The sequence below is a fragment of the Anaerotignum sp. genome, assembly GCF_040307045.1.
In the GTDB taxonomy this organism is placed as follows: domain Bacteria; phylum Bacillota; class Clostridia; order Lachnospirales; family Anaerotignaceae; genus Chakrabartyella.
In genome coordinates this window covers 111,443-136,131 of record NZ_JAWRKF010000015.1, presented here as the reverse complement: position 1 = coordinate 136,131, position 24,689 = coordinate 111,443, and the positions used below count along the sequence as shown (strand labels likewise).

26 protein-coding genes are annotated in these 24,689 nt (G+C 37.2%); 12 read left to right on the top strand and 14 right to left on the bottom strand.

All coding sequences use genetic code 11. From position 1 onward, the window contains the following. Nucleotides 1–758: 758 nt before the first annotated feature. Complete coding sequence (lepA, locus tag ABVZ64_RS08455) at nucleotides 759–2,570, top strand: translation elongation factor 4 (protein WP_352400575.1); 1,812 nt, start codon at nucleotides 759–761, stop codon at nucleotides 2,568–2,570. 118 nt (nucleotides 2,571–2,688) lie between these two features. Continuing rightward, nucleotides 2,689–3,111 carry a hypothetical protein gene (locus ABVZ64_RS08450; RefSeq protein ID WP_352400574.1) on the top strand — a complete coding sequence of 141 codons (423 nt, stop codon included), beginning with the start codon at nucleotides 2,689–2,691 and terminating at the stop codon, nucleotides 3,109–3,111. 156 nt (nucleotides 3,112–3,267) lie between these two features. On the opposite strand, the gene spo0A is transcribed toward ABVZ64_RS08450, so the two are convergent. The 3 genes from spo0A to ABVZ64_RS08435 all read right to left on the bottom strand — a co-directional run bounded on the left by spo0A (nucleotide 3,268) and on the right by ABVZ64_RS08435 (nucleotide 6,094). Beyond that, the gene (spo0A, locus tag ABVZ64_RS08445) at nucleotides 3,268–4,059 is read right to left on the bottom strand and encodes a sporulation transcription factor Spo0A (protein ID WP_352400573.1); all 792 of its coding nucleotides are present in this window, start codon (nucleotides 4,057–4,059) and stop codon (nucleotides 3,268–3,270) included. A 640-nt stretch (nucleotides 4,060–4,699) separates the two neighbouring features. Continuing rightward, on the bottom strand, nucleotides 4,700–5,575 hold the full coding sequence (gene rsmA / locus ABVZ64_RS08440) for a 16S rRNA (adenine(1518)-N(6)/adenine(1519)-N(6))-dimethyltransferase RsmA (RefSeq protein WP_352400572.1): 876 nt from the start codon (nucleotides 5,573–5,575) through the stop codon (nucleotides 4,700–4,702). Nucleotides 5,576–5,587: 12 nt separating this feature from the next. Next, nucleotides 5,588–6,094, bottom strand: coding sequence for a COG2426 family protein (locus ABVZ64_RS08435; protein WP_352400571.1), 507 nt, complete (start codon nucleotides 6,092–6,094; stop codon nucleotides 5,588–5,590). A gap of 289 nt (nucleotides 6,095–6,383) precedes the next feature. On the opposite strand from ABVZ64_RS08435, the gene ABVZ64_RS08430 reads away from it, so the two are divergent. Further along, the gene (locus ABVZ64_RS08430) at nucleotides 6,384–7,247 is read left to right on the top strand and encodes a MurR/RpiR family transcriptional regulator (protein WP_352400570.1); all 864 of its coding nucleotides are present in this window, start codon (nucleotides 6,384–6,386) and stop codon (nucleotides 7,245–7,247) included. 281 nt (nucleotides 7,248–7,528) lie between these two features. On the opposite strand, the gene ABVZ64_RS08425 is transcribed toward ABVZ64_RS08430, so the two are convergent. Continuing rightward, nucleotides 7,529–8,050, bottom strand: a complete 522-nt coding sequence (locus ABVZ64_RS08425; protein WP_352400569.1) for a DUF6648 family protein — start codon at nucleotides 8,048–8,050, stop codon at nucleotides 7,529–7,531. Nucleotides 8,051–8,139: 89 nt separating this feature from the next. On the opposite strand from ABVZ64_RS08425, the gene ABVZ64_RS08420 reads away from it, so the two are divergent. Continuing rightward, nucleotides 8,140–8,559 (top strand): hypothetical protein, encoded by a 420-nt coding sequence (locus tag ABVZ64_RS08420; protein WP_352400568.1) that lies wholly within the window; start codon nucleotides 8,140–8,142, stop codon nucleotides 8,557–8,559. On the opposite strand, the gene ABVZ64_RS08415 is transcribed toward ABVZ64_RS08420, so the two are convergent. Next, a complete protein-coding gene (locus ABVZ64_RS08415; RefSeq protein WP_352400567.1) occupies nucleotides 8,531–9,082 on the bottom strand; it encodes a DJ-1 family glyoxalase III in 552 nt (183 codons plus the stop codon). The genes ABVZ64_RS08420 and ABVZ64_RS08415 overlap by 29 nt on opposite strands. 146 nt (nucleotides 9,083–9,228) lie before the next feature. Between ABVZ64_RS08415 and ABVZ64_RS08410 the strand changes: the two genes are divergently transcribed. From ABVZ64_RS08410 to trmB, 4 genes are all read left to right on the top strand, one after another. Beyond that, nucleotides 9,229–9,693 (top strand): CYTH domain-containing protein, encoded by a 465-nt coding sequence (locus tag ABVZ64_RS08410; protein ID WP_352400566.1) that lies wholly within the window; start codon nucleotides 9,229–9,231, stop codon nucleotides 9,691–9,693. A 102-nt stretch (nucleotides 9,694–9,795) separates the two neighbouring features. Then, nucleotides 9,796–11,019: a DUF7922 domain-containing protein gene (locus ABVZ64_RS08405; RefSeq protein ID WP_352400565.1), complete on the top strand. Its 1,224-nt coding sequence runs from the start codon at nucleotides 9,796–9,798 to the stop codon at nucleotides 11,017–11,019. 399 nt (nucleotides 11,020–11,418) lie between these two features. Continuing rightward, entirely contained in the window at nucleotides 11,419–12,096 is a 678-nt protein-coding gene (locus ABVZ64_RS08400; RefSeq protein ID WP_352400564.1) for a manganese catalase family protein, read from the top strand. A 658-nt stretch (nucleotides 12,097–12,754) separates the two neighbouring features. Beyond that, entirely contained in the window at nucleotides 12,755–13,390 is a 636-nt protein-coding gene (gene trmB, locus ABVZ64_RS08395) for a tRNA (guanosine(46)-N7)-methyltransferase TrmB (protein ID WP_352400563.1), read from the top strand. A 243-nt stretch (nucleotides 13,391–13,633) separates the two neighbouring features. Here trmB and ABVZ64_RS08390 read toward each other — a convergent pair whose 3' ends face one another. The 5 genes from ABVZ64_RS08390 to ABVZ64_RS08370 form a co-directional block, all read right to left on the bottom strand. Then, nucleotides 13,634–14,242, bottom strand: coding sequence for a DUF4364 family protein (locus ABVZ64_RS08390; protein ID WP_352400562.1), 609 nt, complete (start codon nucleotides 14,240–14,242; stop codon nucleotides 13,634–13,636). A gap of 67 nt (nucleotides 14,243–14,309) precedes the next feature. Continuing rightward, nucleotides 14,310–15,227 (bottom strand): tRNA modification radical SAM protein MnmL/YtqA, encoded by a 918-nt coding sequence (mnmL, locus tag ABVZ64_RS08385; protein WP_352400561.1) that lies wholly within the window; start codon nucleotides 15,225–15,227, stop codon nucleotides 14,310–14,312. Nucleotides 15,228–15,250: 23 nt separating this feature from the next. After that, nucleotides 15,251–15,646, bottom strand: coding sequence for a hypothetical protein (locus ABVZ64_RS08380; protein WP_352400560.1), 396 nt, complete (start codon nucleotides 15,644–15,646; stop codon nucleotides 15,251–15,253). 73 nt (nucleotides 15,647–15,719) lie between these two features. After that, nucleotides 15,720–16,817, bottom strand: a complete 1,098-nt coding sequence (locus tag ABVZ64_RS08375) for a pyridoxal phosphate-dependent aminotransferase (RefSeq protein ID WP_352400559.1) — start codon at nucleotides 16,815–16,817, stop codon at nucleotides 15,720–15,722. A gap of 14 nt (nucleotides 16,818–16,831) precedes the next feature. After that, nucleotides 16,832–18,391: a hypothetical protein gene (locus ABVZ64_RS08370; protein WP_352400558.1), complete on the bottom strand. Its 1,560-nt coding sequence runs from the start codon at nucleotides 18,389–18,391 to the stop codon at nucleotides 16,832–16,834. Nucleotides 18,392–18,957: 566 nt separating this feature from the next. Here ABVZ64_RS08370 and ABVZ64_RS08365 point away from each other — a divergent pair. The 3 genes from ABVZ64_RS08365 (at nucleotide 18,958) to ABVZ64_RS08355 (ending at nucleotide 21,696) form a co-directional block, all read left to right on the top strand. Then, a complete protein-coding gene (locus tag ABVZ64_RS08365; RefSeq protein ID WP_313529447.1) occupies nucleotides 18,958–19,401 on the top strand; it encodes an ACT domain-containing protein in 444 nt (147 codons plus the stop codon). Between the two features lie 150 nt (nucleotides 19,402–19,551). Continuing rightward, nucleotides 19,552–20,454 carry a homoserine kinase gene (thrB, locus tag ABVZ64_RS08360; protein ID WP_352400557.1) on the top strand — a complete coding sequence of 301 codons (903 nt, stop codon included), beginning with the start codon at nucleotides 19,552–19,554 and terminating at the stop codon, nucleotides 20,452–20,454. Nucleotides 20,455–20,469: 15 nt separating this feature from the next. Next, on the top strand, nucleotides 20,470–21,696 hold the full coding sequence (locus ABVZ64_RS08355; RefSeq protein WP_352400556.1) for an aspartate kinase: 1,227 nt from the start codon (nucleotides 20,470–20,472) through the stop codon (nucleotides 21,694–21,696). A 136-nt stretch (nucleotides 21,697–21,832) separates the two neighbouring features. On the opposite strand, the gene ABVZ64_RS08350 is transcribed toward ABVZ64_RS08355, so the two are convergent. The 4 genes from ABVZ64_RS08350 to ABVZ64_RS08335 all read right to left on the bottom strand — a co-directional run bounded on the left by ABVZ64_RS08350 (nucleotide 21,833) and on the right by ABVZ64_RS08335 (nucleotide 23,704). After that, a complete protein-coding gene (locus tag ABVZ64_RS08350; RefSeq protein WP_352400555.1) occupies nucleotides 21,833–22,432 on the bottom strand; it encodes a manganese catalase family protein in 600 nt (199 codons plus the stop codon). Further along, nucleotides 22,433–22,717, bottom strand: a complete 285-nt coding sequence (locus ABVZ64_RS08345) for a spore coat protein CotJB (RefSeq protein WP_352400554.1) — start codon at nucleotides 22,715–22,717, stop codon at nucleotides 22,433–22,435. A gap of 3 nt (nucleotides 22,718–22,720) precedes the next feature. Next, the gene (locus ABVZ64_RS08340) at nucleotides 22,721–22,975 is read right to left on the bottom strand and encodes a spore coat associated protein CotJA (protein ID WP_352400553.1); all 255 of its coding nucleotides are present in this window, start codon (nucleotides 22,973–22,975) and stop codon (nucleotides 22,721–22,723) included. 204 nt (nucleotides 22,976–23,179) lie between these two features. Beyond that, nucleotides 23,180–23,704, bottom strand: coding sequence for a biotin transporter BioY (locus ABVZ64_RS08335; protein WP_352400552.1), 525 nt, complete (start codon nucleotides 23,702–23,704; stop codon nucleotides 23,180–23,182). A 172-nt stretch (nucleotides 23,705–23,876) separates the two neighbouring features. On the opposite strand from ABVZ64_RS08335, the gene ABVZ64_RS08330 reads away from it, so the two are divergent. Next, a complete protein-coding gene (locus ABVZ64_RS08330) occupies nucleotides 23,877–24,329 on the top strand; it encodes a hypothetical protein (protein ID WP_352400551.1) in 453 nt (150 codons plus the stop codon). Nucleotides 24,330–24,689: the final 360 nt, after the last annotated feature.

The window sequence follows — 24,689 nt, the reverse complement described above, 5'->3', positions numbered from 1 at the left end:
AAATATTGTGGTTAGCTATTTCAATATTGGCCTATTGGTACTTTTTTATTAAAGCACGAGAACCATTTTTTATCCCAATTTTTTTGGAAGGGGGCCAGTGGCTGTTCGGGGAAGGAGCCACTGGCAGAAGTAAAAGGGGGCGTCCTTTTGACTTCTTCTAAAGTTTACAATACAAATATGTACATTTTATGAATGGAAGCTTAAGTGACGCTTAAGGATTTTTAAGAAAATATATAGAAAAAGTAAAGAAAACCATATGTTTTCCAGATAGCCATGTTTAAGTAGTTGTTTGTGTAGGTTTATGGTATACTGATGGACAAGAAATAAGAATAACACTAGAAAGGAAGAGGACAATGCAAGGCTCTGAAAATAACGACAAACACCAAACGAAAATGGAATTTATTTTTCAAATAGGTGTAATTGTATTTGTACTTTTAGGCACATTGGTAAAACAGTTCTCTTGGCCATTTTGGATACTTGGTATCATTTGTGCCATTGGTTGGGTTTTTTATGTTCAAAGGGAAAATCGCAAAGAGAAAAAAGACAAGTCATCTTCATGATTGCGATTGAGAAGAAAATCTCTAAAGCACATGAATTTCTTTGACTTGACCAGCTTTTTTATGATATAATCGGTAGGATTTTAGTGGAGAAGAATTGGCGTTTATGCCGTAACATTTGATAGCATTGGGCGTAAAAGAATATTTCTAACCCAGATAATAGTCTCTACAAGTAAATATAGATTTTTAGGAGGGGAATTCATGTCCGACAGACAAAAGAATATCCGAAATTTTTGTATCGTGGCCCATATAGACCACGGTAAATCCACCTTGGCGGACAGACTGATTCAGAAAACAGGCTTGCTTACTGATAGAGAGATGCAGGAGCAAGTTTTGGATAATATGGATTTAGAAAGAGAAAGAGGCATCACTATTAAGTCTCAGGCGGTGCGTCTTATTTATCGTGCAAATGACGGTGAAGAATATGAGTTTAATTTAATTGATACCCCTGGCCATGTAGACTTTAACTATGAGGTTTCAAGAAGTTTGGCAGCCTGTGAAGGGGCTATTTTAATTGTGGATGCTGCCCAGGGCATTGAGGCACAAACATTGGCTAATGTTTATTTGGCGTTAGATAATAATTTAGAAATATTACCAGTAATTAATAAAATTGATTTGCCCAGTGCAAACCCTGCATGGGCAAAACAAGAAATAGAAGATATTATCGGAATTCCAGCAATGGATGCACCGGAAATTTCTGCAAAAAACGGAATCAACATTCAGGATGTTTTAGAACGTGTTATCACTGATATTCCAGCACCAAGTGGTGACCCAGAAGCGCCATTAAAGGCATTGATTTTTGACTCTGTTTATGATCAATATCGTGGCGTAATCGTATTAATGCGTGTGTTTGATGGCTGTGTGCGTAAGGGAAGCAAAGTGCGAATGATGGCAACAGGTAAGGAGTTTGATGTAATAGAAGTTGGTATCTTTGGTCCTGGTAGATATCTGCCAACGGATGAATTGAAGGCAGGAATGGTTGGTTATTTTACAGCAAGTATTAAAAATGTTGCGGATACCCGCGTTGGTGATACGGTTACAGATGCATCGAATCCTACGACTGAGGTTTTACCTGGATATAAGAAGGTAAATCCTATGGTTTACTGTGGTGTGTTCCCTGTGGATGGAGCCAAATACCCTGATTTGAGGGATGCCTTGGAAAAATTGCAATTAAACGATGCGGCATTATTTTTTGAACCAGAAACATCAGTTGCATTGGGATTTGGATTCCGTTGCGGTTTTCTAGGGCTGCTTCATTTGGAAATTATACAAGAAAGATTGGAAAGAGAATATAACTTGGATTTGGTAACAACAGCACCAAGTGTTATTTATAAAGTATATTTGACGGATGGCACTTGTTTTGATTTGTCTAACCCAAGTAATATGCCTGATCCAGCCCGTATTTTAAAGATGGAGGAGCCTATTGTTAAGGCTGAAATTATGCTTCCCAAGGACTTTATTGGGGCTATCATGGAGCTTTGCCAGCAAAGACGAGGGGAATATATCAGTATGGAATACTTGGACGATAGTAGAGCTGTGCTGACATATGAAATCCCTTTGAATGAAATTATTTATGATTTCTTCGATGTGTTGAAATCTAGAAGTCGGGGGTATGCATCCTTTGATTATTCCTTGATTGGTTATAAAGAAAGTGAACTAGTCAAATTGGATATCCTGGTCAATAGAGAAGCGGTAGATGCCCTTTCCTTTATTGTGCATAAAGACTCTGCAACAGAAAGAGGCAGAAAAATGTGCGAAAAACTGAAAAAGGAAATCCCAAGACATCAGTTTGAAATTCCCATTCAGGCCGCCATTGGTAGTAAGATTATTGCAAGAGAGACCATTAGCGCCCTGCGTAAGGACGTTTTGGCAAAATGCTATGGTGGAGATATCTCTCGTAAGAAGAAGTTGTTAGAGAAGCAAAAAGAGGGTAAAAAACGTATGCGCCAGATTGGTAGCGTAGAAGTACCTCAGCAGGCATTTATGAGTGTTTTAAAGCTGGAAGAAGAGTAATAAGATTAAAACAAGAGGTGACGTTGCTAGCGGCAACGAAGCCTCTGTTTTTTTAGGGGTTTTCGGCGGTGGAAAGGTAAGTAGAGTTGGGTTTAAATTGGCGTAGGGAGAATAGAATATGAATCAGTGTAAACAATGCGGTCAGAGCTTTGAACAAAGAGAAAACTTTTGCTCCAATTGTGGTGCCAGGCGAAAAGATCAAGAAGAAAACGTGACTATATTATCCCAGGGTGAGATAATTCCTGGTAGCGTTATCAAAAAAGTTTCTATTCTAAATTTCTTTGCCAATATATATCTGATTTTTGCTGTTGGATTTTTGTACTTGACGGTAACCAAGGGGATAATTTTCCTTTCATGGGTTGTTATGATGATTATATTGGGTCTTACATTAAAAATTCTAAATAATAATGGGGTGAACAAGAAAGTAACATTTTTGAATAGGGAAGTCAATAAGACTATTTTTGGCTTTATTGGGGTTTTTACATCCATTTTGATGTTATATTTGGTGCATTATATTTTGGAAATTTTACATTTGCTTTAGGAAGAAAACACGCTTATGGGTGTTTTTCTCAGCAGTGCACTTTCTGGTTCATGTATATTGAGCATATTTATAGGCCTAGACAAAGTTAGAAACCAAGTCTAGGCCTATAAATTATCAGTCTTTATTGGGGATAAAAATGATAAAAGGAGTTATGAATTAACCAGCTTTTTGTTCCAAACGTAATCTATCTGCAATGAGTGCGATAAATTCACTATTGGTTGGTTTGCCTTTATGGTTGTTAACAGTATAGCCAAATAGGGCATCGATAGCATCAACCTTACCTCGATTCCATGCTACTTCAATGGCATGGCGAATTGCGCGCTCTACACGAGAGGGAGTTGTGTTGCATTTTTTGGCAATTGATGGGTAAAGCTCCTTTGTGATGTAATTTAACACATCCATATCGTTTACACTCATAATGATAGCTTCCCTCATGTAATGATAGCCTCGAATATGAGCCGGTACGCCAATTTCATGTAAAATGTTTGTAACTTTTGTTTCTAGGTCATAGGCCATTGTAGGTTGAGGTTGATTAAAGGAGGGGATACCACTTTTAATCATGGGTTTTTCTTGCAATAGCTGTCTAATGCGCTGTGTCAAAGCTTCCATATCAAAGGGCTTTACCATATAGTAAGAAGCGCCTAAGTCTAATGCCTTTTGAACAACTTTATCCTGAGATAGAGCAGAGAGGATTATGGTAACTGGCTGATGAGTATCGCTGTTTTTTTGTAGTCTTTCTAAAACGCCGATTCCATCTAGGCGAGGCATGATGCCGTCGATAATTGCAACATCTGGTTCCGTATCCCTAATTTTGTTCATGGCATCAATACCATCTACGGCTACTGCGACAACCGTCATATCGTCTTGTTTACTTAGATGACTGACGATCACATCGCAAAAATCCTTATTATCATCAGCTAACAGCACTTTTATTTTATTTTGATTCAAAATGATCCCTCCGATTGTTGTTTAATGAATGAATATGCAAATAATACTTGCTTTTGGGTTGATTATAGTACAGGAATAATCTGGTGACAAGGTGTTTTCGCCAGACAAATTAAGACTGGAATTTTAACAAAGTTGTAAAATACTGCATCGTTTTTAGTGGGGAATATTACCCTTGTTGAATCATGCAGATTGATGACAGTGGGAAATAGGGGAAATGAAGAAAAAAGGCGTCTTTTGTGGTGGAAAATACGATTTTTTTCTTGTCGAGTTTTTCATTTTCCTTAGAATTTAAAGGAAAAAAACTTCGTTAATAAAGATAACACCCAAATGGTTTAAGTAAATTGTAAGTTTTGACAAATCAAATCCTGATATATTTTTAACGTAATTTTCCCTTATCCTTCTGCATTCTTCTTGATTTTGTTCTAATTTTTGTAGAATAGCAAAAATATTGGTGAATTTTGGAGTATTTTTATACATACATACCCTAATTGGAAATTAGGACTGAAAAATAATTTTTGTTGCAATTTTGACTCAAAATCTGACATAACAAGTTAGTTTTTTTGCAAAATGAGCCCAAAAAACTGGCTAAGGCAAAACATAATTTGTTTTGTCATAGCCAGTTTTTATAGTTATAACCGAATTAGCCGTGTATTTTGTCGAAAACAGCATCTGTTAAAGCTGCAAACTCATATATTCCTAGGGCTTCTCCTCGAATGCGTTCATCCCAGCCTAAAGAAGTAATGATTGCAGTTAATTCTTCTTTTGATAGGTTGAGTTTCCCCTGATTATTTAGGCTGTTAAGCAGTGTTTTCCTACGCTGTCCAAAGGCGCATTTTACCAAATGGAAGAATAAAGACTCGTCTTTTGTTTTTACTTTTCGCTCTGGCAAAACTTTAAGGGTAATAACCGCCGATGCAACTTTGGGTCTAGGCATGAAGCAAGAGGGCTGCACAATCATATCTAAATTAGCGTCACAGTAATATTGAACAGCTATAGACAACGCACCATACTCTTTTTCCCTTGGGCCTGCCTGCATACGTTCGGCAACTTCCTTTTGAACCATTACGGTGATGGTGTCAATCTTACGTTCTTTTTCCAATAAATCCATAATAATGGGAGTGGTGATATAATAGGGTAGATTTGCAACAACTTTAATAGATTTACCTTCATTTTTTTCTTGGATTATTTTATTAATGTCGGTCTTTAAAATATCTTGGTTTAAAATCTCCACATTGTTGTAGTCCTTCAGAGTTCGTTTCAGGATGGGGATTAGGGTATTGTCTATTTCAACAGCAACAACTTCTCGTGCATTTTCAGCTAGCACTTGAGTCAAAGAACCTATTCCTGGGCCAACCTCTAACACACAATCATCCTTTGTGATACCTGCACAAAGAGCGATGTTGTCTAAAATATTTGTATCAATCAGAAAATTCTGCCCAAAGTTCTTTTTAAAGAAAAAGCCATTTTCCTCGATAATTTGTTTGGTTTTTGAAGGGGTAGAAATGCGTTCTGCCATATGTGTTCTCCTTTACGCGCCAAAACCTAAACTGCCTAATAAACCGAAGGACAGAATAGATACAATAATACCAGCAGTTAATACGCCAAGCACAATAACAGGAAATGTTTTTTTAGAGTCCATGTTTAATAAAACACTGATTAAAGCACCCATCCAAGCGCCTGTTCCTGGCAGGGGAATAGCCACAAAAAGGAACACGCCCCAATATGCATATTTACGTATCTGGTCGCTTTTTTTCTCCGCTTTGTTTTCGCACCATTCCACAAAGGAACGCAAAGGTGTGTTTTTCAATATTCTAAAAATATAGCGGATAAAAAGCAAGATAAATGGAATTGGAACCAAGTTGCCGATAAAAGCAATCATAAAAGTTGGCAGCCATTGCATTTGCATGGCAAAGCCAGCAATAATGCCGCCTCTTAGTTCTAAAATTGGTAGCATCGAAACAATAAAAACAATGATTTCCCTTGCCATTGAATCTTGTAGGTTTGTTACAAACCAGGTTGCAATCGTCTCAGCCAATTGAATTCCTCCTGAAAAGAGCATGGGAAGCGCCCCATGCTGATTTTTTTGCTACTTTGAGACTATATTATATACTATTATCATTTTTTAAACAACAACAAAGTCGTGAAAAAATTCTTAATCTTTTCTTTTCAACCCTTTTGTTGTTTTTCGGTTGAAATTGATTGTCCTTTATGGTTATAATGTAATAATAGGAATATATATACTTTTTTATATTGTTATTGGTAATCAAATTGGTAATTATATACGGATTCATATATCATTTTTTATATGCGAAAGGGTGAATGGTTTGACAGAGGAGTTAAGAGCCCAGTTAATGGGCGTGAAGCTAACAAAAAAAGAAAAATTAATTGCAGAATTCATTTTAGACAATTTTGCAGAGTCTTGTTTTATCACCTCCACAGAAATTGCGAAAAGATTGCACGTTAGTGATTCATCAGTAATTCGTTTTACACGTACTTTAGGATATTCAGGGTTTATGGATTTTCAAAAAAGCATCAGAAAAACTTATACTGAAAGAATTAATAGTGTTTCAGACAATATTACAATTCCGTCTGAAAGATTAAAGTTGTCTATTGGCAAGTTAGGCCAGAGCGACATCGTTGAGAGCTATTTTTCCAATGTTCTGCAAAATATGAAATATTGTATCAATCATAATGATACATTAGCTTTTGAGCGAGCAGCGGGGTTGATTGCAGGCAGCAAAAGAAAGTTCATTGTAACATCAAGGGCAAACACCTGTATTGGTGATATGATGCTGTTGTTGTTAAAACATTTATTGCCTGATGTGTATGAAACATCCCATCCTGCTTTAAATGTAATTGACCATTTATGTGATATTACTGAAAATGATTGCATTATTGCAGTTAGTTTTCCCAGATATTCGGAAATGGATTTGTTGGCGGCACAGATGGCATATGACTCAGGGGCAAAGATTATACTGATTACAGATAAGGCAAGCTCACCTTTGGCTCAGTATTCAACGCAGTTGTTGACAGTCAGTGTGGATAGCAACACGTTTTTCAACTCATATGTCTCTGTTTTGTTTACAATGGAGCTGTTATGCTCCTTTATTAGTAGGAAGATGGGATACTCCACAGAAGCCAAGTTACAGCTAATTGATCGGTATATTTCCAAGGTTGGTTTGTTCTGATGAAGGGGCGGAAAAGAAAAAAGGGCGTGGCTATATAAACCTTATTTCAAGATTATTTTGTACATACAGTATTGTTTATGGAAGTTATACAAACGAAAGGCGGGTATCAAAAATGGGATACCTGCCTTTACTTTTTATTCTGGGCAATTGGGTTCCTGTTAAAACAAACAGAACCCTTTTTTATATTTACAAATTCTATGATCTACTTATAAAGGAACAGACCTGTTTGTGAGGACATAGAAAAAAGTTAAGGAATTTCTACGCGTAGTTTATAAATAGAATTAATATCTATGATTCACATATTCGTCAATGAGCGACTTACGACTTTCCTCATAAAACACCCCTTCTTCCCGTAAACATTTGAGAATAAGAGAACTCGTTGAGTGCAAAATAACACCCTCGTAGTCAATAACAATTTCAAAGAGCTTTCCTTTTAGGTATTTACTATGAACTTTAACAAAGTAGGCTTCAATCCCTTGGTAGTCCAACATTTTCAAAACTGCTAACGTTGCTTTATCTTTTTTGTTATAATAGTAATTACTTTGATTCAAGTAGTCCCTTTTCAGTTCGTAATCCATGTCTTTTGTGGTACTAATGGATTTTTGTTCTTTGGCTAAGGCGTTATAATACTGATAGTTAAACAGTGCTTTTTCAATGGAATCCATATTGCTAAATGGGCCAATGCCACCGTACACAACTGCTTCATAATTTTTCTGGAGATATTCCCTTTTGGTCATGTCCCCTTTCATGTATTGGTCAATCAGGTTTTGGCGATACTTAAAGTATTTTTGAATTGCATTCATCGTTTGCCTCACTTCCATCCATTCCCTGTGGCATTAGGAGCTATCATCCTGTTACAATGAAGAAAGAATACTTAGGGGAGAGGATATATATGCAGACTTTTTTAGAATTTTATAAAAGGGAGATTCAGCCTAGGATTGAGGCTATTGATATATTTTTAAAATCTGAACCACAGCCCTATGAGATGGGGCAGGTTGCAGAGCTATTATGCTTAACTGCACCAGAGCTTACAAAAATGTTAGAGCAAGAAAAACTTGCCATTATCACGAAAGGTACTTTTTTGCACCTCATGCAAATTGCACCTTCCCCCTTTTGTAAGATGTTCCGGCGGGAAGTTTCCTGTGGGATGTCTAACACATACACATTACAGGAGATTTCATACATATATGATTTAGCACCAAAGGATGTAGAGGTAGCTGCCGAAAAAATTGGGAAAGATCGTTTTTCCTCCGCGGAACTACCCCTTCTTTTTGGGGAAATTTTTATTTCTGATAGACAATATCGGCTGTAAGGCGTTCGGCTACTTCTTTACCTGCAAAAATCTCAACTAATTTTAGAGCAAAAGGGATTGCTGTGCCAGGACCCCGAGAAGTGATAATTGTTCCGTCAGCACAAACAGGGCTAACCGAGGGCATTGCGCCAGTTAGCTTATTTTCCATGCCCGGATATATCGTTGCCGTTTTTCCTGCAAGGAGATTTAATGTACCTAGAATTAGCGGTGCAGCACAGATTGCACAAACATACTTTTGTGCATTATAATATTCTTGAATCAGTGTGCACAGGCCCTTATGGTCTAAAAGGTTTAGGGTGCCGGGCATTCCACCAGGCAAGACAATACCGTCAGCCATGGTAGTGGGTAGTTCATCAAATAGGATATCTGCAATAAAAAGGATATCGTGTGCCCCTTGAACCTGCAAAGTTTTTCCAATAGATACAAATTTTGCATCTATGCCAACGCGACGCAGTAAATCTAGGGGGGTTATAGCTTCAATTTCTTCAAATCCTTCTGCAAGGAAAATATAAACCGTTTTCATGAGTTAAGCCTCCTGATGTTGTTTTTCTTTGCTTCTGTATAAAAGTTTATAAGGTTTATTATATTCTAAAAGCTACGAATTATCAAGAATCCCCTTGACAGCATGAAATCAAGGTATTGTTCTGAGGAAAAATTGGAGGTGGAGCTTTGGAGATTGAAAGAAAGTTTTTGACAAAGAAAATTCCTTTTGCGCTCGAAGGGTTTGTTTGCAAACAAATTGTTCAATCCTATATATCTTTTCAGCCAACCATTCGTATACGTCAAAGTAATGACAAATATTTTTTGACGGTGAAAGGTAAAGGGTATATGATAAGAGAGGAGTTTGAAATAGCAATCAGTCAGCAAGAATATGAGCGTTTGTATATGAAAATTGAGGGGAATGAGGTTCGGAAAAGACGCTACCTCATCCCACTTCAAAGTGGTTACACAGCAGAGCTAGATGTATATGAGGGATCATTAGAAGGCTTATTTACAACAGAAGTTGAGTTTGAAACCATGGAAGACGCAAATGGATTTGTTGTGCCAGAATGGTTTGGTACTGATATTTCCTATGATCGCCGTTACAAAAATACATCTCTTGCCCTTTATGGCAAGCCTAAAGACAACAACTAAGCATCCAAAATGGATGCTTTTTTTATATATTGGAATTTTTCTTTGATTTTGCGCATAAGTTATAGCGATGGACAAGAGCGAAATGAAGGGGAGAGGCCGAGTATGTATAATAGAAGATATGACAAGGTATTTTTGATGCTTAGACAAGAGACGGCAGGTTACAGCTTAGGGCAAAGAGCGCCTTGGGGCAGTTGTGTGATGGAAATTAAAAATGGAATGGGAAGAATCACTTTGACAGTACAAAGTTTGCGCCCCATCCACCGCGGTAAATATGCAGTATATGCAATTGCAGGCGAAGGTGAAATGCAAAAAAACTTTTTTTGCGGTGTTTTGAAACCAGATACTGCTGGTCATTGTGAGCTGAAGTGGGATTTTAACCCTGATAATTTAGAAGGAAAGGGTGTAGTTGTTGAGAACCTTAATACCGTTGCCATTTTGGCAGAGGCTGACGGAGGATTTTCTGTTCCTCTCACGGCATATTTTGGTAGTAAGGTTGAATGGCGTACATACTTTAAAAAGAACACAAGTAAGATTTCAGTACAAAAGGAAGTGATTAAAAAAGTGGAAATCCCAGCTGTAGAGACAACCCAAGAAGTAACCTTGGTTGCAGCTGAGGCACCTGCTTTAGATAAGGCTTCTTTTGAATTCCCTAAAATAAATTGGAAAAAAGACGAAGAAAAAGAAGAGAAAAGAAAACCTATAGAAACAAAGGCAGAAAACTATCATGGTAGTTTTAGAGGGCTGCTGGAAAAATTCCGACAAGAGTTAGAAGAACTGCAAGATACAGGGGTTTTCACCGAAAAAGATATGGAACGCATCGAACGGGCTGGAAGAAGAAATCTACAAAATGGAGTTGTGACAGAGACAATTGACTTAAAATCTGCGGAAGAAATAATGGCAGATGGGAATGAGGAAATGGAAGAAACAGAGATGGTAGTGCCTGAGGACACCATGGAGAACCAGGAGCAACAGGAGGAAGAAATCCAAACAGAGTCCATGAGCATACCCGAGGAGTATGTCATGCTAAAGGAAAACAAAGAGATATTTCCCTTTGAGGATGAGGATTTACCATGGAAGCTAATCACACTAGAAGAGACGATGCTTTTAGAGGGTATTCCACTTTCTTGGCTTAAAGATTATTTCTTCCTGATGCCCATGAGAAAGTATCATCATTTTATTTGGAAACCTGAGGCTGAGGGTTATTCTATTGGCATTCCTGGTACGGATTCGTCTGATAACCAACAGAGGGCGCAGGAACTAGGGTTTGGTGAGTTTAGAAAAATGAAAAACGATGACTTGGGTTATTGGGTTATGACAAAAAAATAGGGATTTACACTAGACAAATTCCATAGTGTGATAACTATAGAATGGGTTATAAAAAGCTTTTTGGGCGGCGTAAAATCAAAGAATTTTAGGATTTCGTAGAAAATCAGTGTGAAAATTTCTTTGGTTTTACAGCCGCCTTTTTCATCATTTGATGGGTTACAGGAGAGTATACTTCCATTGTGTTTCTCCATTTTGGACATGGTATCTGGAATAGAGGTCTAAAATGATTCATTTATATGGGATAAAAAATGACATAAATTTACACAACTTGACGCAAATTGACACAAACCTAAGGGACATTATCGTTTTTGTAACCATGGACAAGTTGTAAGTCGATTTATTGAGAATAGTATTCGTTAATGTAAGGAATAATACATGAACGAAGGGAGTGTATATTATATGTTTAAACATGAAAAACAGTTATTTCATCCAGTTAGTGTAGAAAGGCCTAACCCTCAATATGCTGTTTTAATGCAGGAGCAATTAGGTGGTGGAAATGGAGAGCTTAAGGCTGCTATGCAATATATGTCTCAAAGCTTTCGCATTAAAGACCAACAGATTAAAGATTTATTTTTAGATATTGCAGCGGAAGAACTAAGTCATATGGAGATGGTAGCCCAAACCATTAACCTGTTAAATGGACATGATGTAGATGCATCTGCAGTTGGGGCAGGGGAAATTCAGAGCCATGTTATTTTAGGCCTTAACCCTGGACTAATTAATTCTTCTGGATACTCATGGACAGGGGACTATGTTACAGTAACCGGTGACTTATGTGCCGATTTACTTTCTAACATTGCTTCTGAACAGAGGGCAAAGGTTGTGTATCAGTACCTTTATCGACAGATCGATGATAAAAAAGTAAAGGATACCATAGATTTTCTCTTAAATCGAGAAGAAGCTCATAATGCTTTATTTAGAGAAGCATTTAATAAGGTTCAGGATACTGGTTCGAACAAGGATTTTGGAGTTACAAAAGATTCTAGGATTTATTTCGATCTTTCAAGCCCGTCTCCAAGTAATGCATTTGGTGATACAAAGGCAAATCCCCCAAGTTTCAATAATCCAAATGTTTAATGTAACTCATTTAAAGATAAAATACGGTTTATGTATGATCTGAACTAATTCGTTTAACCACACACAAGAGGGGATTTTTATTGTCCAAATCACGACCCAGAGAGAATGAAAAAACTCCTAAATGATCTGACCCCATAATGTTAGACAAAATTCAATGAAGCTACAAATAAGGATTGAATCCTGTATATTACAGGGTTCAGTCTTTTTTCTTTTAGTGGTTTCTGTAGGTATTTAATAATTTAAATTTTTTCTTTGAATCTTTCAATCTATCTAGTTACTAAATTTTCTTAGATAAACCACTCCGATTTGGACAAGACAAAGGCATGCTCCATAATTGAATGATCTAGACGATTCCCTTTTTTCATACACTTTAAGAATATTTTTTTGAACAAGTTTAATAATTTATGTTGGTACAGAACTCTTAATCGCAATGAAAAATAAGCTTATGTTATCAGGAATCTTCGCAAAAACTATGGCCGCAGTTTTGTTTAATGTCAAAAGTTCCTAAAATAGATTTTTTAACCTGACTTGAGGTTTAAAGAAATTGTAATATATTCGGTTTTTTACCAAACTTGTTTGATGTTTTAGAGTTGCTTAGAGTAGATTTTAGTTGTACAATATAGCTTTATAAGATTTTGTTTGATTAAAGGAGATTGTTATGAGAATCAGAAAAAAGCCTTGGGCTGAAGAAGAACTTGAAAATAATAGCAGAGTTATTCAGGATGCTACTACAAGAAAAGGAAAATGGTCAGAGTTTTTTGGCAATGACAATCCCATTTATGTGGAAGTCGGATGTGGCAAAGGGGGATTTATAACAAAAAATGCCCAGGCATACCCCGAAATAAACTTCGTTGGTATTGAAAGACAACAATCGGTAATTGCTCTTGCTGCAAGAAGAACGGATGAGGATCTGCCGAATCTAGCATTGATTTGGGAAAATGCCGCAAATCTTTCGGATTTATTTGAGGTTGGGGAGTTTCAAAGACTTTATTTGAATTTTTCTGACCCTTGGCCTAAAAAGAGGATGTACAAACGAAGACTGACTTATCGAGGGTTTTTAGAAAGCTATCGTAATAACATGGGGGATCATGCGGAGGTGTTTTTTAAGACGGATAATCGCAATTTATTTGAATTTTCCCTTAATGAATTTTGTGCAGATAATTGGAAGTTATCAAACATTTCATTGGATTTACACAATAGTGAATATGAAGGTAATATTATGACGGAGTATGAAGAAAAATTTTCTGCTCAGGGCATGCCTATTTACCGCCTAGAAGCACGGTTTGATAAATAATCATTAAAATTAAAAAGAGGTTCTCTTGCAATGCAGGATGAGCCTCTTTTTTTTGAAAATAGGAGGTTGTTACAACATTAGTTGTCCTTCTTGCGGTTTGTGAAGATCTATAAATATATTCCAAAAGCTTTGAGCTATTGGCGTGATCAAATTAAGAGTTCATGTCATCTTGTTAAACAATTTAAAAAGCGGCAATTTATTTTAAATATAAATAGCCGCAAAAAAAATTAACTTCATTATGTATTAGGTTAATTTGCAATCTTCAGAGGTTGGCTCAGGAAAATTTTCTGATCTTGCTTTAAATTCAATGGGAATTTCATCATCACTTACAACCAAAGCAGTTAAGAAGGAACCGTAGAGATGGCTCACATTTTTGCGCCAATTTCTACAAATTTGCTGCGCTTGTTGTTTTGAGACAACGGAAACACTGAGTTCCATTAGGGGCGCACCATCGTCGTCACAAAGCCCACACTTTACAAGAAAATCACCATTGAACTCGGGAAAGTAGTTTGCGGTTACTGCATATTCAGCACGGATACGCTTGCTATTTTCTTTAACATAGATACTAATATCCTCTTTTACACTCTCTTTGACGTGGTTTTGGAAATAATTAATCACTTCCTCACCTTCATCAGTAAGGGTATATCGAGTGTTATTGTGTTCTTTTGATTTTTCCAACCATCCTGCATCTACTAATTCTGCAAGATATTGTTGAACGGAGAAATAATCCATATACTCTTTGTTCAACAAGAACTGGCAGATTTCACTATTAGAAAGGGAGATCCCCATTTTTTGCACGAGGTGCAATATAATCAATTTATGTTCTGCTAATTGTCGAATGGGATCAGCCACAGTCAAGCTCTCCTTTCAAAATAATTTATATTCTAACATAAAATTCAAGAAAAAAACAGAGGGAATTTTAAGTATAATAGGAATCGCCTTGATGAATCCTATTTTTTTTTAACATCTGATGGAGACAATTTAGCACATCTCGCTTATGTAAGCTCCATAAAGGTGCTAACAGTTTATGTTTATCACCATCGCCGGTTAGACGGTGGATGACTATATCTGGGCGTAGATGAGAAATACATTCACATAAAATGTTTAGATATTCCTCTTTTTCTAAAGGGATATAACTACCGTCCTGATATAGGTTTGCTAAATCAGTGTCTACAAGAACATGCATTAGCTGCAGTTTAATGCCATGAACGGGTAGGCAGTTAATAAATTGAATGGTTTTTATCATATCTTCTTTCGTTTCACCAGGCAAGCCTAAAATAACATGGGCAATCACGGGAATTTGAAGTTGGTGTAGATCCTCAACGGCTTTGATAAAAACGTCATTTGAATAGCCACGGCGAATATTGACTGCGGTATGTTCATTGGCTGTTTGAAGACCTAACTCTACCCAAATTTTTGTTTTTTCACATATGTCTTTTAGTAGGATTAGAACGTCTTCTCCTAAGCAATCTGCTCGGGTGGCGATAGAAATCCCCTCCACTTGGGGTTGGGCTAAAGCCTCTAGGTATTTAGCACGCAAAACCTCAACAGGAGCATATGTGTTGGTAAAGGCCTGAAAGTAGGCAATATAACAGGCATCAGGCCATTTTTTCTGCGTTTGCAGTTTGCCTTTTTCAATTTGCTTGGCTATGGACAAGGCGGCATCTTCTGCAAAGTCCCCTGAACCACCGACGCTGCAAAAAATGCAGCCACCGGTGGATAGGGTACCATCTCTGTTTGGGCACGTAAAACCGCCATCCAGAGAAATTTTAGCAGTTTTTTTTCCGAACAGGCTTCGGTAATATTCATTTAGGCTTTTGTAAGGATACGTTGCCACAAAGGGTGCTCCTCTCATGGGTTTTAAGAAAGATTTTTTTGTCTTAGTCCTTCACACAGAGACATCACAGCTTGCCATTTTCCGTCATCCTTGGCTGCATGACGAACCAAAAGGAGAAAATCAGCCTTACTGCTTTCTAGAAAAGAGTGGGCAAGATATGGACAATCATCTTTTTTATAAGCGGACAAAAAAAGTTGAAGACTTTCTTCTGTTATGGCCAAGGGAATACAGTTTTCCATCTCTATTAGTATTTCTTCAACTGTTACATCACCACAAGGGCGTTTTGAAAAATAATAATAGAAGCTACGACTATCAAAAAAACGAATATGAGAAGGTGGAAAATTTCTACCGTCGGTCATTGTTTCTCGTAATAGATTTAAATAGCCGCAAAGTTCATTGCGGCTGATTGATTGTTTCAAATTAATCACCTCAAAACCTTTGGGTTTTGAAAGTAATATGTGCGTGAATGGGGAAAAAAATGATGTCAGTTTTTTACTCTATCAGTAGTTTGAGCTCTTTTAGTAAGGCAGCATTATCTTCCGGTGAAAGAATACAAAATCGTAAAAATTTATCATTTAAAAATGTAAAACTGGATGCATCTCGAATCAACATTTTCTTTTGAATTAAAATTTCAAATAGCTCTGCAGCTGTTATTTTATCCGTTAGAAGTTTTAACAATATAAAATTTGCTGAGGATGGAAAGGCTTTTATGTTTTTCCAAGTTGATAATTCTTGAAAGGCCTTTTTTCGCTGATCGGAGATTAGTTTTTGTGTAGTGGTATGATATTCTGTGTCTGCAAACATTTTTTCACCTGCAAAGGCCGCTAGGCTATTTACACTCCAAGGATCTTGGTTTGTTTTTAAGCGATCCAAGAAGTTTTGATTGGAAGAAACGCCATAGCCCAAACGAATCCCCGGGGCAGCAAAAAATTTTGAAGTGCCACGCACCACAAATAAGTTATCAAACTTTGAGGCCAAAGGAATGGCACAGATAGCATTTAAGTTATCTGAAAATTCGATATAAGTTTCATCTACCATAACAGAAGCGCCTATGTTTTTGCAGTGATGCAAAATTTCTTCTAATTGGGAAGATGTGAAGGCAGAGCCGGTAGGATTGTTTGGATTACAAATAACCAGCATACCTACGTCTTTTGTTAGAGCATTTAGCAATGCAGGCAAATCAATACAGAAGTCCTCCTCCTCTTTTAACGGAAAGTATGAAAAAGCACCGCCACAAAGGGTCACTTCCCGCTCATACTCTGAGTAGGATGGTCCAACGATAATACTTTGACGTGCATGAACTGTCTGGATAAAAGTTGAAATCAGCTCAGTTGAACCGTTACCTACAACAATATGCTCAGCCGCGGCCCCTGTATACTTGGCAATGGCCTGACGTAAGGAGGTGTATTTCTTATCAGGATAGGTGGATATAATGCCCAGATTTTCAGCCAAAGCTTTTTCGGCTGCTTTGGGAAAACCTAGGGGATTGATATTTCCACTAAAATCTTTGATTTCGTTTTTGGGGATTCCATAATTTCTTTCAATAGCGTCTAAATCGCCGCCATGCTGATGAACTAACTGCATCACCATACGCTCCTTCTTATTTAAAAAATCTCATCAAATTTTTCCAATTCTGTTACAGCCGGACTTTGTGCCTTTACACGGGGATATAGAATAAAGGGGTCACCTCCTGTGACTTCCAAGACTTCCAGTGTAAGCTGGTTTGTTTTCGAAGTGGCAAGGGAGAAAATATCTCCTTTTTCCAACCATAGGTGTTCAATGGTTTTATCCCCAGTTTTGTTGATGCTTTTTTTCGATCCCACAGGAGAGTATTCCAAAGGGAAGTTGTTTTCATCAAGAATAGTTAGTACGTAATCAGAAGTGTCATCCATACAGAAGGCGGCACATAAATCACGACAAAACTCATCTAAAGGGGTGGTAATTCCAACTTCTATGATTTTCCAGAACTCAGGTTGATCTTTTCTTGAGGCGTGAATAGAAAGAATATCCTTTTCTGCACCCATATAAAACACTTCTTCAAAACGGGTGATCTCAATTTCCCTGTCTAATGCCTCTAAAATTTGATCATAAGAGAGCTTATTAGGCATTTTATATTTTTCTTCTTCCTCGGTTCCATCGCCAAAAAGGGATTGACCCAAAGAAGTGAGGGTATAATAACTAGGTGGGGTGAATATTTCTGCCCCAATATTATGTTCCATAATGAGTAGTGCAGACAGGTTATTTACAAGGCTAAAATACTTAATTGGTGTAAAAGAAATTGGCCTAATAAGACCAAAAAAGCTACTCATGGGAGAAATGAACCATTTATCTAACATGATGCCTGTAAATAGAAATGAGGAGATAATGGCTTTATCATCCTCTGTTAGATCATTGGGCTGTGTTTGCCAAATGTCTTCGATGTCTACGTCAACCCGTTTATAAAAATCAATGAAGATTTGGTCTGTTTCTGCGGGAGCCACAAGGCACTTCAGAAAGAAGGAGGGGGTTGCAATGCCTTGTTCCAAATCCATGGAAAAGGAAAATCGCTCTGCTGCTAACTCGCAGGCCGCCTCTGCCGCTGTTTTTAAGATGAATTCTGTGCTTTGGGCAAAGAGTGTATCACAATAAGGGGCACGTTGCACCTTTTTTGTATGGATTGCAGGCATATAGACAAATAGCCCCATCCACCATGCTAGTCGGGTTAAGTATTCCAAATAAAACTCATGTTTATGAGAAAGCTCTTTTAGCAATGTGTTTTTGTCTTCCTCCATAAAAAATAGATTTTCATCCATTTTACATGCAGGGACACAGAAGTTTGTAATTTTGCGCAAATCATCCACAAGGGGATGACTTTCCAGTGAGTAAGAAAGTAGCATGAACTCGCTTTTATTTAAATCTTGCTCAAGGGGGTCTAACTGGAGGGTATATTGGTATTCTTTATCCTCATTCTTGCTGTTCAGATCCTGAGCAATAATATTTGCTGGGGATAATAATGTATCTGCCGCAATTGCAGTGTAGTACCATTTAGAGAATACCAAAGGGGCCGCTTCTTTCAACCCTTTTTGGCAGGTTAAGTCCATATGGGCACACATGCCTGTGTAGCCATTTAAAAACAAGCTCAGCAATTCAATATGCCGTGGCTGGGTAGTTTGTTTTTGATTCATTCAAAAGCTCCTTTTAGGGGATTTGTTTAGATTCTTTAATAATTACTAAAAATACGATTCGCTTTATGTATATTCAAAACGTATCTTTAACAATAATTTACATAATAATTCATAAATTTGGGGTTTAAAATCTTTAAAAATTTTAGAATTTATCTATTAGAAATACGTAGAAATACGCTTTTAGTGATACAAAGAATAAATAAGTCTTGATTCATATCTATTTGTATTCATATAGAAACTTGGTAAAATCACCATAAAACTGCTAAAAATGGGGATGTGAAAATCTTTGTATCAAGTATTGTCTTTCTATGAAACTACAAATATAATGAGAAAGATACTAAAGTTAATTGTATCAGATATAACCTTAAAATGAAACAATAAAAGGTGAAAAACCTTTAGCAATTTGTACTGTATGGATACAGAGATTGATTTGTTTTTGTGCAAAAGACAGATTTCCAAAAACTTTGTAAAATTTTAAAGTATAGATGTTGAAAAGAAATATAATTTGTGTTATATTCCTTGTATTGAAAACAAATGTTTTTGGTAAAAAAACAGGAGGAGTAAAAGTGAAGGAAGATAAGAATTTTTTTATTGTGGATAAAAGTGTATTACCAGAGATATTTTTAAAGGTAATGGAAGTTAAAAATCTTCTAGAAAGCAAGAAAGAAAAAACAGTTCAAGATGCTGTAAATAAAGTTGGAATTAGCCGCAGTGCGTTTTATAAGTATAGAGATGCTGTCCACCCACTTTATGAAAATACAAGAGGAAAAACGGTTACCATTTCTACCAATTTGGATAACACCCCTGGGCTTTTGTCTGCTGTTTTAAATAGTATAGCCACAGAAGGGGCAAATATTTTGACCATTAACCAAACAATTCCAATCAATGGGATTGCAAATGTTACCATAACCATAGAAACAAATGCCATGCAAGGTGATTTTAGCCGTCTGATTAACCGTATCGAAGGGTTGCAAGGGGTTCAGTCACTTAAAATTATTGGTAGAGAATAAACTTGAACCAAGACGAATCAATTGTATTGATTTTTAAGGCTCCTCTTGGAGGAGCTTTGTTTTGTCTAAAACGCTTCTGTTGAAATAAAACTGTGTTTTTTTTAGCGTAGAACCATATACTTTAAGTTGTAAGAAGTGGAGGAAAGCATTATGATACATATTCAGATTCCTGCTACATCGGCTAATATGGGGCCAGGTTTTGATTGCATCGGTGTTGCATTGGAATTATATAATCATCTTTGGGTTGAAAAAATATCATCTGGATTAATCATTGAGGTAAAACGAAAACAAGAAATAGAAATCCCTACAGATGAAAGCAACCTAATTTATCAAACGATGAAATATTTTTATGATCAAAAGGGTTTAACGATGCCTGGAGTGCACCTGATTCAGGAGGATTATATTCCTATGGTAAGGGGATTGGGCAGTAGTGCGGCTTGTATAGTTGGGGGCTTGATTGCAGCCAACGAATTAGCTGGAAAACCTTGCGATAAAGAGGAGCTGGCTCAGATGGCTGCAAAGCTTGAGGGGCATCCTGATAACTCTAACCCTGCTATTTTTGGTAGCATGGTTGTTGGCGCATTGGATGATATGAAAATGCAGCATGTGCGCCTTGATTTGCCAGAGGATTTAGTGTTTGCCACAATGGTTCCTGATTTTCCTGTTTCTACAGCAGCGTCTAGAGGGGTATTGCCCGAGGGATATTCTCGGGGAGAAGTTGTATTTAACGTCTCTAGAGGTGCTCTTTTGGTAGCATCCATTTTAAGTGGTAAATATGAAAATCTACCTATGGCCATGGAAGATAAAATTCACCAACCTTTTAGAAGTAGATTGATTCCAAATATGGAAGAAATTTTTCAACAGGCAAAAAACTATGGCGCACTGGCTTGCTATTTAAGCGGTGCTGGTTCGACGCTAATGGCTATGGTGAAAAAGGAGCAGGCACAGCAGTTCCAGAAAGATATGTCCGACTATTTACAGACCCTTCCTGACAACTGGCAGCTAACACTGCTTAAGGCAGACTTGGAAGGTGCAAAGGTCGAGACGGAATAACAGGAGGAAAGAACGATGTTAATTGTGCAAAAATATGGTGGCAGTTCTGTTGCCAACGCAGAAAGAGTCTTTAATGTTGCCAGAAGAATTATGAAAGCAAAAGAGGAAGGCAATGATGTAGTTGTAGTTTTATCTGCCCAGGGAAAAACAACTGATGGATTAATTGCAAAAGCGAAAGAGATTAACCCTAAAGCAAGCCGTAGGGAGATGGATATGCTTTTAGTTACAGGCGAGCAGCAATCTGTTGCTCTTATGGCAATGGCAATCAACGCCCTGGGAGGCAGAGCAATTTCCTTGAATGGCGTTCAAGTAGGTATCGAAACAACAAATACATATAGCAATGCGAGAATTCGTAAGATTCAAACAGAGCGTATTGAAAATGAATTGGAAAGAGGAAATATTGTGCTTGTTACAGGATTTCAGGGGGTTAATTCTCATGGGGATGTAACTACATTGGGCAGAGGTGGCTCTGATACCTCTGCGGTGGCATTGGCTGCAGCATTAAATGCTGATGTATGTCAAATTTACACTGACGTTGACGGTGTTTATACGGCGGATCCAAGAGTTGTGAAGGATGCCCAAAAACTGGATGAAATTAGCTACGATGAAATGTTGGAATTGGCTTCTTTGGGGGCGAAGGTTTTGCACTGCCGTTCTGTTGAAGTTGCGAAGAAATATAATGTAAAGTTATCAGTGCTTTCCAGTATGACAGATGCAGAAGGTACAGAGGTGAAGGAGGAATGTAAGATGGAAAGAATGCTGATTAGCGGTGTAGCAGCAGATAAAAATGTATCCCGAATTTCTATCATGGGTATTAAAGACGAGCCTGGTAAGGCTTTTGAAGTATTTACTTTAATGGCAAGAGAAAAAGTAAGTGTGGACATTATTTTACAATCAACTGGACGTGATGGTAAACAAGATATTTCCTTCACCATAGGCAAGGATGATTTAGATATCGCATTAAAAGCTTTGGAGGAAAACAAAGTAAGATTGACAGCTGAAACAATCCAACATGATGATAGTGTTGCAAAACTATCCATCGTGGGTGCTGGTATGGCATCCAACCCTGGTGTAGCTGCGATGTTCTTTGAAGCAATGTATGATGCAGGGGTTAATATTCAGATGATATCGACATCAGAAATTAAAATTACTGTTTTGATTTCTGAAAAAGATATTGATACTGCTATGGTTGCAGTACATGATAAGTTTAAAAATGCATCGGTAAATATGAGAAAAAATTAAATGTATGTAAAAAGGTATCCTCAAATGTGGGGGATACCTTTTTTGGTTTTATGATTAGAATATGCGATGGTGTTAGTTTGAATTTTAGTGTTTTTTGGGAATGAGCAGAGTTATATAAAAGGATTTTTAACCAATTTTAATCGTCACAGCCATATTTATTCATAAAGAAATAATGTTGCTGATTCAAATAATCTCTGGCAATATCTAATGCTTCACCAAAACGCTGGAAGTGAACAACTTCTCTTTCGCGCAGGAAGCGTAAAGGTGCCAATACGTCGGGATCATCTGTTAGGTCAATCAAGTATTCATAGGTGCTACGCGCTTTTTGTTCAGCTGCCATATCTTCATAAAGGTCAGTAATTGGATCCCCTTTTGACTGGAATGCACAAGCACTAAAGGGAACCCCTGCAGCAGACACGGGATAAACACCCAAACCATGATTTACATAGTATGCATCTAGGCCTGAGTTGATAATTTGCTCTTTTGTTAGGCCCTGGGTTAATTGATGGAAGATTGTTGCCATCATTTCTGAGTGAGCAAACTCTTCCGTTGCAATATCGTTTAACGTAGCTTTAGCTTCGGGCGTAACCATGGTGAATTTTTGGCTAAGATACCGCAAGGAAGCACCCAATTCACCATCGGGACCGCCATACTGCTCCAACATAATTTTGGCTAAACGTGCATCAGGTTTTTTAATGTTAATGGGAAACTGTAATTTCTTTTCATAAATCCACATTTACATACACTCCTTTCCTGCAAAAGAAACATTTGCTTCTTTTTGCCATGGCCAGGGGTTATTTTGCCATTGCCAATGATTTGTGTCCGTTGCATAACTACGGAAGGAGCATAAAGGTCCATATGACTCTTCGAATTTAAGACGCAAAGCGTCTGCTGCGGTGATAACCTGATTATACGTATCAATTGCTTCAGTATTATCGGGATGAGTATTCAAAAAAAGTCCTAAGTCCAGAGAAATAAAATCTAATTCCATCAGCTTAGTAAGCATATCATTGCGTGTCATTGCTCAAACCTCCTTTGCAAGTTGAAATAGGTGCCAACCGGAACAATAGGGCACGACTAAATCGGAAAAAACGGTGCCGCAAACCAGACTTTGTGTTTGGCCCATTGGGGCGGTATAGGGTTGGAGTGGAACATAAGCCTGGGCTAATTCCATGGATTCTTCGATGAGCATATTATAATCGGGAATCATATTATCGGGCATTTGGACTTTAACGCAGGAACAGTTATCGGAAACAAAATGTTTACACATTTCCTTCATAAGAAAAGCCTCCTTTTGGTTTTTACAATATCATGATATGGAAGTTAAATAATAAAGTGCTAGGACCATACAAAGATGGAATTGCCTATGTGGAATTCAATTGAAAGACAAATTAAAATGAAAAAATGAGCAAATAAAAAAACCTTAAAAATTTTCAGTTTTTAAGGTTTTCTGAACTTAAACTAATTGCAATTTAAAATCAGCTTATGTTCTAAGGTAGTGCTGTACTTTTCTGCCAACAACACAAGAAATAAAGATTTTAACAATATCTAAGGGAATAAAAATAAGTGCTCCTGCGGGTAATGTGTTTAGGAAACTAGCATTGGTGACTGTTGCCATCCAATAAGTGCCTATGATGTAAGTAACAATTGTTCCAATGAGGGCCCCACTCATTTGAAGAAAGGGGGAGTTAGGATATTTGCGCACAAAAGTTGCGCTAATTGCAACTAAAAAGAGATACCCTACGATATAGCCTCCTCCTGGCCCAGCAAATTTTGCGAGGCCGGCGGTATAACCGGAAAAAACGGGTATACCGATAGCACCTATTAAAATGTATAATGCAGTTGCAGCAACTGCCTGTTTTGGACTTAAAACATAAGTAGATAAATAAAGGGCAAAGGTGCACAGTGTTAGAGCAACTGGACTAGCAGGTATAGGAATGCTAATTGGTGCCAAAATACAAATGATAGCCGTCATAAGGGCAATCTTGGTTAAATCCTTTGTTTTCATTGTAAACTCCTTTTTATTTTTTGTTTGGATTGTAAATGGAATAATGAAATTTGTCAACTAAATTTATAAAAATGGTTTACAATAGTAACATTAAGAAAAAGTATAAGACGAAAACGGTAAAATATGATAAACTGAGTACAAAAGAATATATTTGCTTGGAAGGATGAAATGGATGAGTAGACAGTGTAATCAGTGTGGACAAGAGGTAGGACATGAAGATCTTTATTGCATAAATTGTGGCGTTTTATTAAAAAAAAATGAAGAGAATAATATACAAGCCCATAAACAGACTGAGCCTCCTAAAGGTGGATTATATGCGCCCTTATCTTTGGGCGATTATCTTTTGATTGGGTTAATACTGGCAATTCCTGTTGTAAACATTATTGTCCTTTTCATTTGGGCTCTTGATAAGCATGGAAATCTAAACAGAAGAAACCTAGCCAAAGCTGGGTTAATATATTTAGGGATATGTATTGGCCTAACTGTTGTATTTGGTATTGGTTTGGTAAGAGCAGTGAGGTTGGACCAACGGATGTATCCAGAAGAAAAATTTTATGAGTATTATATTGAGCATCCTGATTTTGAGGAGTGGATGCAGTTACCATATAGCACAGATGAAACTTAATAGCTAATTTTAGAATGTGACAATGTTTATAAAAGAAAGATATACATTAAATGAGGAGCGAGTAGTGACTGAGAGTTACTACTCGTTATTTTTTTGCAAGAAAAAAGAATACATCGGAAGATACATAACACGAAAGTATTACTATATGTAGTGGTATTTTCTTAGAATGTAGGGGATAGGTGTACCCCAAATCGTTGAAAGAATATTTTAGACATTAGTATGGCAAAATAGTATGGTTCATTCTGTCGTACAATCACTATAATTTAATGCATGGATAGTTTTAAAGGTTAGCCTAAAAAGGGGAGCATTTAGAAGCTGGCATTTTTGAGTCATAATTTATACAACGAAAGAAATATAAAA